Annotated in this window: 9 protein-coding genes; 4 read left to right on the top strand and 5 right to left on the bottom strand. The window is 70.6% G+C overall.

All coding sequences use genetic code 11. The features are described 5' to 3' along the window. The 4 genes from ACOJSN_RS12330 to ACOJSN_RS12315 form a co-directional block, all read right to left on the bottom strand. Positions 1-1,097, bottom strand: a 1,097-nt coding sequence (locus ACOJSN_RS12330) for a dihydrolipoyl dehydrogenase family protein (protein WP_420112796.1), incomplete at its 3' end; no start/stop codon positions are given. A gap of 464 nt (positions 1,098-1,561) precedes the next feature. After that, the gene (locus ACOJSN_RS12325) at positions 1,562-1,954 is read right to left on the bottom strand and encodes a hypothetical protein (RefSeq protein WP_420112795.1); all 393 of its coding nucleotides are present in this window, start codon (positions 1,952-1,954) and stop codon (positions 1,562-1,564) included. Continuing rightward, entirely contained in the window at positions 1,951-3,186 is a 1,236-nt protein-coding gene (locus ACOJSN_RS12320; RefSeq protein WP_420112794.1) for an NRAMP family divalent metal transporter, read from the bottom strand. The genes ACOJSN_RS12325 and ACOJSN_RS12320 overlap by 4 nt, the downstream gene beginning before the upstream one ends. Next, positions 3,183-3,656, bottom strand: coding sequence for a hypothetical protein (locus ACOJSN_RS12315; protein ID WP_420112793.1), 474 nt, complete (start codon positions 3,654-3,656; stop codon positions 3,183-3,185). Before ACOJSN_RS12315 ends, ACOJSN_RS12320 begins: the two co-directional genes overlap by 4 nt. 144 nt (positions 3,657-3,800) lie before the next feature. On the opposite strand from ACOJSN_RS12315, the gene ACOJSN_RS12310 reads away from it, so the two are divergent. From ACOJSN_RS12310 to ACOJSN_RS12300, 3 genes are all read left to right on the top strand, one after another. Next, a complete protein-coding gene (locus ACOJSN_RS12310) occupies positions 3,801-4,553 on the top strand; it encodes a GAF and ANTAR domain-containing protein (RefSeq protein WP_420112792.1) in 753 nt (250 codons plus the stop codon). A 111-nt stretch (positions 4,554-4,664) separates the two neighbouring features. Then, positions 4,665-5,807, top strand: a complete 1,143-nt coding sequence (locus tag ACOJSN_RS12305; RefSeq protein WP_420112791.1) for a hypothetical protein — start codon at positions 4,665-4,667, stop codon at positions 5,805-5,807. Beyond that, complete coding sequence (locus ACOJSN_RS12300) at positions 5,804-6,676, top strand: SDR family oxidoreductase (protein ID WP_420112790.1); 873 nt, start codon at positions 5,804-5,806, stop codon at positions 6,674-6,676. The genes ACOJSN_RS12305 and ACOJSN_RS12300 overlap by 4 nt, the downstream gene beginning before the upstream one ends. A gap of 10 nt (positions 6,677-6,686) precedes the next feature. Here the strand turns inward: ACOJSN_RS12300 and ACOJSN_RS12295 are convergent, their stop codons facing one another. Further along, positions 6,687-7,874 (bottom strand): zinc-dependent alcohol dehydrogenase, encoded by a 1,188-nt coding sequence (locus ACOJSN_RS12295; protein ID WP_420112789.1) that lies wholly within the window; start codon positions 7,872-7,874, stop codon positions 6,687-6,689. A gap of 178 nt (positions 7,875-8,052) precedes the next feature. Between ACOJSN_RS12295 and ACOJSN_RS12290 the strand changes: the two genes are divergently transcribed. After that, entirely contained in the window at positions 8,053-8,256 is a 204-nt protein-coding gene (locus ACOJSN_RS12290) for a CsbD family protein (protein ID WP_420112788.1), read from the top strand. The last annotated feature ends 45 nt before the right edge of the window (positions 8,257-8,301 follow it).

Genomic DNA, 8,301 nt, shown 5'->3' with positions numbered 1-8,301 from the left:
ACCTCCGGCTCGCCGAACACGACCTGCGGCACGGCGGCAGCATCGGCCGTGGCCACGTGGCGGCCCCAATCGGCGTCGTCGACGCCTCCGCCAGTGGCGCGCGCGACGATCACGTCACCGGCGGCACGGGCCTGGTACTTGCCCTGGTGCGTGAGCAGCACGCGCCCGTTCACGTCCCCGACCGCGTACAACCAGTCGAAGCCCGGGACCTGCAGCGTGTCGTCGGTCGAGATGGTCTCCCCCGGTGTCAGGCCGACCGTCTCGACACCGATGTCGCTGCTGCGCGGTGACCGGCCGGTGGCCACCAGCACCTGCTCGGCCACCACCTCGGTGTCGTCGGACAGCGAGATCACCACGCCGTTCGCCTCGCGGCGCACCCGCGTGGTCCCGGTGTGCGTGCGGACGTCCACGCCCGCCGCGCGAAGGCCGGCCTCGACACGCTCACCCGCGAACGGCTCCATCGAGCCGAGCAGCCCGTGCCGAGCGACCAGGGTGACGTCGGTACCGAAGGCGGCGTACGCCGTCGCCATCTCGACGGCGACCACCCCACCTCCGATGATCGCCAGGGAGGCGGGCACCTCCTGGGCGCTGGTGGCCTCGCGGCTCGTCCAGGGCGAGACCTCGGCCAATCCGTCGATCGGCGGGATCGAGGCGTCGGACCCTGTGCTGATCACGACGGCGTGACGCGCCTCGAGTAGGCGAGTCCCGCCGTCGTCGGTCTCGACCGTGACCTCACGAGGTCCGGTGAGCCGGCCGTGGCCTCGGACGAGGCCGATGCCGGCCGAGCCGAGCCAGTCGACCTGACCCTCGTCGGACCAGTTGCTGGCGAAGGAGTCGCGGCGGGCGAGGACCGCCGGGACGTCGAGCGACCCGGTCACAGCCTCGGCAGCACCCGCTACGTGCTGCGCCGCCCGCAGCGCCTGTGCCGGGCGCAGCAGCGCCTTCGAGGGCATGCATGCCCAGTAGGAGCACTCGCCGCCAACGAGCTCGCTCTCCACGATGACGGCGCTCAGACCGCCCTGCACCGCCCGGTCGGCGACGTTCTCCCCCACCGGGCCACCGCCGAGCACGATCACGTCATAGGAATCGGTGGACATGGTGTTCCTCTCGTCGGGACGGTCCTGGTGAGCATGAACCGATGTCGTGGCGCCGTTGTTCCGGCGGCACGCATGTCGTGGCAGCTCCGGGTCATGACGGGTATACCCCTCGGCCAGCGTGATCGTGCCGCTGCCGAACGCGGCGATCTGGTGCCACTCCACGAGGAACGTGCCGCGATGACGGCGCCGGACGAGTGTGGCGACCAGGGCGGGCGAGCGGACACCGGTGCGCTCGAACCCGAGGAACGAGGCTCCGGAGCGAGGGCTGACCAGCAGCCCGAGGACCTCGGCCCGGCCGACGGCGTCGTGACGCCGCACCTGGTCGGCGAGCGGTGTCTCGTCCTCGCTCCTTCCGCTGTCAGGGCGATGGTCACGCCGCTCCAGCGAGAGACGCACGTCGACGACGTGGCCGAGCGGCGTGCCCGTGTGGTCACGCACACGCGCGTCGAGGAGGTCGCCGAGGATCACGAGTCTGCCTCCGGGTCGTGCGCCCCGCCAGGGATCCGGTGGATCACGTGCTCGCGCACCCACCGCTCCACCCAGTCGAGATCGAGATCGTCGGCACTCACGTCGAGTTCCAGCGTCGTGCCGACCGCGACGACGTGTCGCCACTCGATCCGTTCCCAGCGTGACGGTGGCGGGTGACCGCCGAGTATCCGCGTCACCAGCACGGGGCCGGTGAGCACCGCGGCGAGGTGAGCCGGCGCACCCGGGGTGACCTCGCCGCCGTCGGGCCCGACGATCTCGAGATCGTCGACCGTGGTGACCGGCTCGCCGTCGGCGCCGATGACCTGGCGGTCGAGCAGATGCAGCCGGGCGTCGAGGACTCGTCGGCCATGCGGATCGATGGTGCTCATGAGGAGCCGGCTCCCGTCACGATCATGAGAGGGATCGCCGCGATCGCAGCGATCAGCACGACCACCAGGGACACGCTGCCGAGCGCGTTCGCAACCCGTCCGTTGACGTGCTCACCCATGTACTCGGGGTCGTTGGCGACCACGAGGATCGGCACGTAGGTCAGCGGCAGCGCGACGGCGGAGAACACCACGGACATCTCCGTCACCGCGATCGGGTCGACGCTCGTGGCGAGGATGCCGACCGCGATCACGAGCGCCACGATCATCGTCAGGTGGAACCGCGCGGCGTGCGTGGGTCGGCGGAACTTCCCCCACGACCAGCCGAGGTACTGCGCCAGCGTGTAGCCGCTGGAGAGGGCTGTCTCCAACGCCGCCCCGAAGGTGGCCGCGACGATGCCGACGATGACGACCGAGAGCAGCAGCGTGCCGCCCGCCTGCGCGACCGGGAGGACGATCTGCGACAGCGAGGAGACCTCGATACCCCGGGGCATGAGCACGACGGCAGCGCAGGCGGCGATCGAGATCGAGAGCAATCCACCCAGCGGAAATCCGGTGAGCACGTTGAGCCGGTTCTGGGACAGATCCTTCGCGGTCCACTTGTCCTCGATCGCACCCGAGGAGAAGAAGAAGACCTCATAGGGGGTCATCGCGGCACCGAACAGGGCGACGGCGTAGAACCAGTAGGTGAGTGTCGACTGCTCGGCGGGTGGCCGGCCGATGCTCGTGGCCTGGCGCATCAGGTCGCCCCAATCGGGTCCGAGCAGGAACAAGGCGACACCGAAGCCGACCAGCAGCAGCCCGAGCAGGCCCGCCACGTTCTCCATGATCGAGAACTTGACACGCCACAGAACCAGCCAGACCGCCACGGCAGCGACCGGGACCCACAGCCGTGGCTCGACGCTGCTCGCCAGGTGCAGCGCGAGGGCGATGCCGCCGACCTCGGCCGTGAGCGTCAGCAGGTTGATCGCGAACGAGGCCGCCAGGTTGGCGCCGGCCGCACGCGGGCCGAGCCGTTCCCGGATGATCTCGAACGTCGCGCGCCCGCTCACGGCGGCCACCCGGCCCGACATCTCGGCGAAAAGGCAGATGCCGACCACGCCGACGACCACCACCCAGACCAGCGAGAGCCCGAACCGGGACCCGACGACCGCGTTCGTGACGAGGTCACCGATGTCCACGAACCCGCCGATCGCGGTGAGCACGCCGAGTGCGAGCCCGAGCAGCCGTTTCACGGGCCTACCTGCGCGAGCGCGTCGTCGATCTGCTCACCGGCGTCGGCGAGCGCCTCGCTCACCTCGGCGGCTGCACCGGGTCCGTCCGCCGCCCCCAGCTCGCCGCTGACCCAGGCCCGCGCTTCGACCACTGCTGCGCTCGCTGCTCCGAGAGCGCTGAGCGCGCTCGAACGAGCCTGGCCGAGCTCCGCGGGCGGCACCAGCGTGGTCAACGCCGACGTCGACTCCTCCAGGACGCGGATCTGGTCCAGCAGGGCGGTGTCGGCGACCGCCGCGGTGAGTCGCCGCTGCACCAACAGGCCAAGCGTGAGGTCGCAGGTCTCGACGGCAGATGCGGCGTCCTCCAACGCTCCGGTCAGCGCCGTGGATGCCTGGCCGTGCGTCGTCGGACCGGTGCAGGCCGAAGCTCCGGCGATGCCGATCGCGAACAGCCCGGCGAGTGCACGGCGGCGGGTCACCACGGAGATCACACGTCCTCCTCGGGTCACGGCGCTCGACGGCGCGCCGCAGCACGCCATCGGGCCGCTCGTCTGGACCCAGTCGGCAGTGTGGCACAGGCGCCCGCTACCGGGGTCGATATCGCCCTCGCGGTACGGCGGGTGCAGACTAAGGCCGTGAATATCGACGAGGCAGGCGAGGGCGTCGCGGCCCTGGAGCCGGTGGCCGGGCTCGGCACCGCCGAGGGAATGGACAGGCTGCTGGCCCTGGCCACCCGTCAGATGGATGACGCGACCGGGAGCGAGGACGTGCTGCGGGTGGCCGTCGGATGGTCGATCGGCGTGGTCCCCGGCTGCGAGATGGCGGGCGTCACGCTGCGCCGCCGCCGCGGCAGGCTCGAGTCGGTCGCCTCCTCCGAGCCGGCCGTCGAGTCCTGCGACCAGTTGCAGTACGAGCTGGACGAGGGTCCGTGCCTCGATGCGATCACCGACAGCCCGGTGATCGAGGCCACCGACGTGGCCACCGATACGCGCTGGCCACGCTGGGGTCCCCAGGTGGCTGCGCAGCACGGTGTGGCCGGCATGCTCAGCGTGCGCCTGTTCTCGAGCGAGCGCGTGCATGGCGCCCTCAACCTGTACTCGCGCACCACCGACGCCTTCGACCACGACTCGATCGACATCGCGCGGCTCCTGGCCACGCACGTCTCCGTGGCGCTGCGATCAGCGCTGTCGGACGAGCAGCTGCGGCTGGCGGTCGACAGTCGCAACGTCATCGGACAGGCGCAAGGCATCCTCATGGAGCGGTTCTCGCTCGACGCCGCCCGAGCCTTCGCTGTGCTCTCACGCCTCTCGCAGGATCGGAACATCCGCCTCCTGGATATCGCCATGCACGTCGTGACCGAGCGCAGCCTGCCCGACACCGCCGGCTGAGAACACCCGTTCCGGTGGACGCGGCGGCCACCGTGGTGCAGACTTCAGGCAGAAGCGCTCGAGACCCGCGGCGCGGACGTCTGGGACCTCCCGGTCCTCGAAGGACGGACGATGCGTTCGATGCGAGTTCCACTGCCCCGGCCCGCCGCCGACGGGACGCCCGGCACGCCGCGCCGTCGTCATGCCCACCTCACCACCCTGCCCCGGGCCCGCGGGCCGGTCTCCGGCGCGCTGTTCACCTTGCTGACCGGTCCCCCGATCCAGGACCCCGGCATCCTCATGAGCAACGACCTCACCGATCTCTGGTGGACGCCCGAGGCGCCCTGGTGGGAGGCGGACGACGACGTCGCACTCGCCTTGGTCTGTCTCGACGAGCTCGACCGGCGCGGGCTCGCGGGTGTGTCCGCCGGGTGGGAGAGCCACCCGCTGCTCGCGACGGTGCGCTGGCGGCTCAGCAGCCCGATCGAGCGCGGCCTGGAGCGACTCAGGCAGGACTCGACGATCCCGACGAGCAGCTCCGGCTGCATCACCGTGCGGCACGTGCTGGCCATGATCGCCACCGCGCCCGAGCCGGTCCCGGCAGGGTCGGGGTCCGGGCGGGAGGAGCCGATGGAGGAGGCGGCCGTGCTCACGGCCGTGCAGAGGCTGCGGGAGCGTGACGCCCATCTGAGCATCCTGCCCATGCTGGCCGGCACCTCGCGGCAACTGCTGCAGAGGGCTGCACTCACGGTCGAGCCGCCGGGCATGGACGACGCCACACGCGAGGTGATCGGCCGCGTCCTCCGGGCCTTCGGTGTGCCCGATCGCACCGGCGCGCACCTGTCAGCGATGTCCGGTGCCGCTCTGTGGCGCCTCGCGGCGATGCAGTACCTGGCCACCCGCCGCTCGCTGCGAGCGGCAACCTTGGGATGGCTCGTGGCGGCTGACGCCCTGGCCGCGTCGGGCCGCGTGGTCTCCGGCAGCACACTGCGCGCGCACGGTCTCGACGACGGCACGGCGAAGCAGTGGGACCGCTGCGTGATCGGCGACCTCGCCGTGCTCGAGGCGGCCGAGCACGTCATCGACTGCGAGCCCCGGCTTGCTGACGACCTCATCCTCGGTGCCCGCGCGTGCCTGACCAGCGCGACAGCGGTCGAGGACAGCCTTGCCGACCGAGCCGGGCGTCGTGACGAGCTGCAGGACCAGCAGCCGGCGACCGAGCCCCAGAGCGCGAGCACGCCGACCGATCTGACCCCGACGGAAGGACTGATATGAGCACCGACGAGACGACGCGCCCCATGCAGGTGCCGGCGCAGACCCAGGAATGGCCAGGGCGGACGGACGCAATGCGCCCGGTGCCCGATCACGGTGAGGACGGCTGGGTCGGGCGCGACCGCCTCACGGGCAAGCGTGCGCTGATCACCGGCGGCGACTCGGGCATCGGCAGGGCGACCGCGATCGCGTTCGCGAAGGAAGGCGCCGACGTGGCGATCGCGTTCCTGCGCGAGGAGTCCGACGACGCCGCGCAGGTCGAGCAGGCGGTCTCGGCGCTCGGACGCCGATGTGTGCTGCTGCCGACCGACCAGCGGACCGAGCAGGCGAACGTGCGGCTGGTCGAGGATGCCGTCGCCGAATTGGGCGGTCTCGACACCGTGGTCTCCAACGCCGCGTTCCAGATGGGCACCAGCGGTGGCATCGAGGCCTTCAGCGCCGAGCAGCTGGAGCGGGTCTACTCGACCAACGTGTTCGCCACGTTCTGGCTCGTCAAGGCGGCTGTGAAGCACCTGCAGCCGGGGGCCACGGTGACGATCACCACGTCGATCCAGGCGTTCGAGCCCAGCGAACCCCTGCTCGACTACGCGTCGACCAAGGCGGCGCTCAACAACCTCATGGTCAACCTGGCCTCCGACCTGGGCGCGAAGGGCATCCGCGTCAACGCGGTGGCGCCCGGACCGATCTGGACCCCGCTGATCCCCTCGACCTTCGGTGAGGAGAAGGTCGAGGGCTTCGGATCCGACACCCCGCTGGGCCGCCCCGGGCAGCCGACCGAGGTCGCCGCGGCGTTCGTGTTCCTGGCTTCCGACGAGGCCAGCTACGTCAGCGGAACCGTGCTCGGGGTCACGGGCGGCCGAGCGGTGTTCTGAGGCACGGCGCTCAGGGCGTGAACACCGCCTTCACCATGCCGTCGGCCTTGTCCCGGAAGGTGACGTAGGCCTCGGGAGCGGCCTCGAGCGGCAGATGGTGCGTGGCGAAAGCCTCCACCCCGAGGATGTCGTCGTCCTGCTGGAGCAGAGCCAGGATGTCGCTGCTCCAGCGGCGCACGTTCGCCTGCCCCATCCGCAGTTGCACCTGCTTGTCGAACAGCTGCATCATCGGCATGGGATCGGCTGCTCCGCCGTAGACGCCGACCACCGAGATCGTCCCGCCACGCCGCACGCACTCGATGGCCTGGTGCAGCACTTCCAGCTTGTCGACGCCCGCCTTGGTCATGACGCTCGCCTGAGCCGGCCGGGGCAGCACGCTCAGAGCCTTCTGCATCGCACCAGCCACCGGTGAGCCGTGCGCCTCCATGCCGACGGCGTCGATGACCGCGTCCGGACCGCGACCCCTCGTGAGGTCGCGGACCTGCTCGGGCAGATGGTCGGAGCCGATCTCCTCCACGTCGAGCGTGGTTGCACCACGATCAGCCGCACGCGCAAGGCGTTCGGCGACCAGGTCCACGACCACGACCTCGCATCCCCGGTGCAGCGCGACCCGTGCGGCCATGTCTCCGATCGGTCCGGCTCCCAGCACGAGAAGCGAGTCGCCTGCTCCGACGCCGGCATACTCGACGGCCTGCCACGCGGTAGGGAGCACGTCGGACAGGTACAGGAAGCGGTCGTCCGGCGGACCATCGGGAACCACGATCGGCAGCGTGTCGGCGAAGGGAACGCGCATCGCCTCGGCCTGGCCGCCCGGCACCTGACCGTAGAGCTTGGAGTAGCCGAAGAGGCTGGCTCCGGTCCCGTGGGCACCATTCTGCGTGGTCTCGCACTGGCTGTGGAGGCCGCGCGCGCACATCCAGCAGGTGCCACAGCTGATGTTGAACGGGACCACGACGCGGTCGCCCGGCCGCAGCTGATGCACGTCAGCACCGACCTCCTCGACCACCCCCATGGGCTCGTGGCCCACGATGTCACCCGGCGTCATGAAGGGCGTGAACGGGTCGAACAGATGCAGGTCCGACCCGCACAGCCCGGTCGAGGTGATGCGCACGATCGCGTCGGTCGGTTGTTCCAGGCGCGGGTCCGGGACGTCGACCACCCGCATGTCGCGACGCCCTTGCCAGGTCACGGCTCTCATCCGAGGCTCCTCTCGTTCGCGTCGCCCCGGGATTCGCCGAGGCTCGTCAACCTCCGGTACCCGATCCGTGGCCGTCTGAACCATGTCGTCGATCACTGCATGACCAGCCACCGACGTGGGTACTGGGAGATGAGAGATCCCGCGATCAGCGCGGGATCACGACGAGGAGGACGATCCCGTGGGTCTCGACGACAAGATCAAGCACAAGGCGCAGGAAGCGGCCGGCAAGGTCAAGGAGGGCGTCGGGGACCTTACCGACGACCAGAGCATGAAGACCGAGGGTCAGGCCGACCAGGCCGGCGCCAAGGTGAAGCAGGCGGGTGAGCACGTCAAGGACGGCGTCCGCGACGCGGCCGACGGCGCACGGGACGCCAACCGCTGACGCTTCCCTGCCTGTCCCCCGCACCACCAAGGAGGTAGAACATGG

Origin of the sequence: Pseudactinotalea sp. (assembly GCF_048594945.1) — a bacterium.
Taxonomy (GTDB): domain Bacteria; phylum Actinomycetota; class Actinomycetes; order Actinomycetales; family Beutenbergiaceae; genus Pseudactinotalea.
This window is presented reverse-complemented; position numbering and strand designations above follow the sequence as displayed.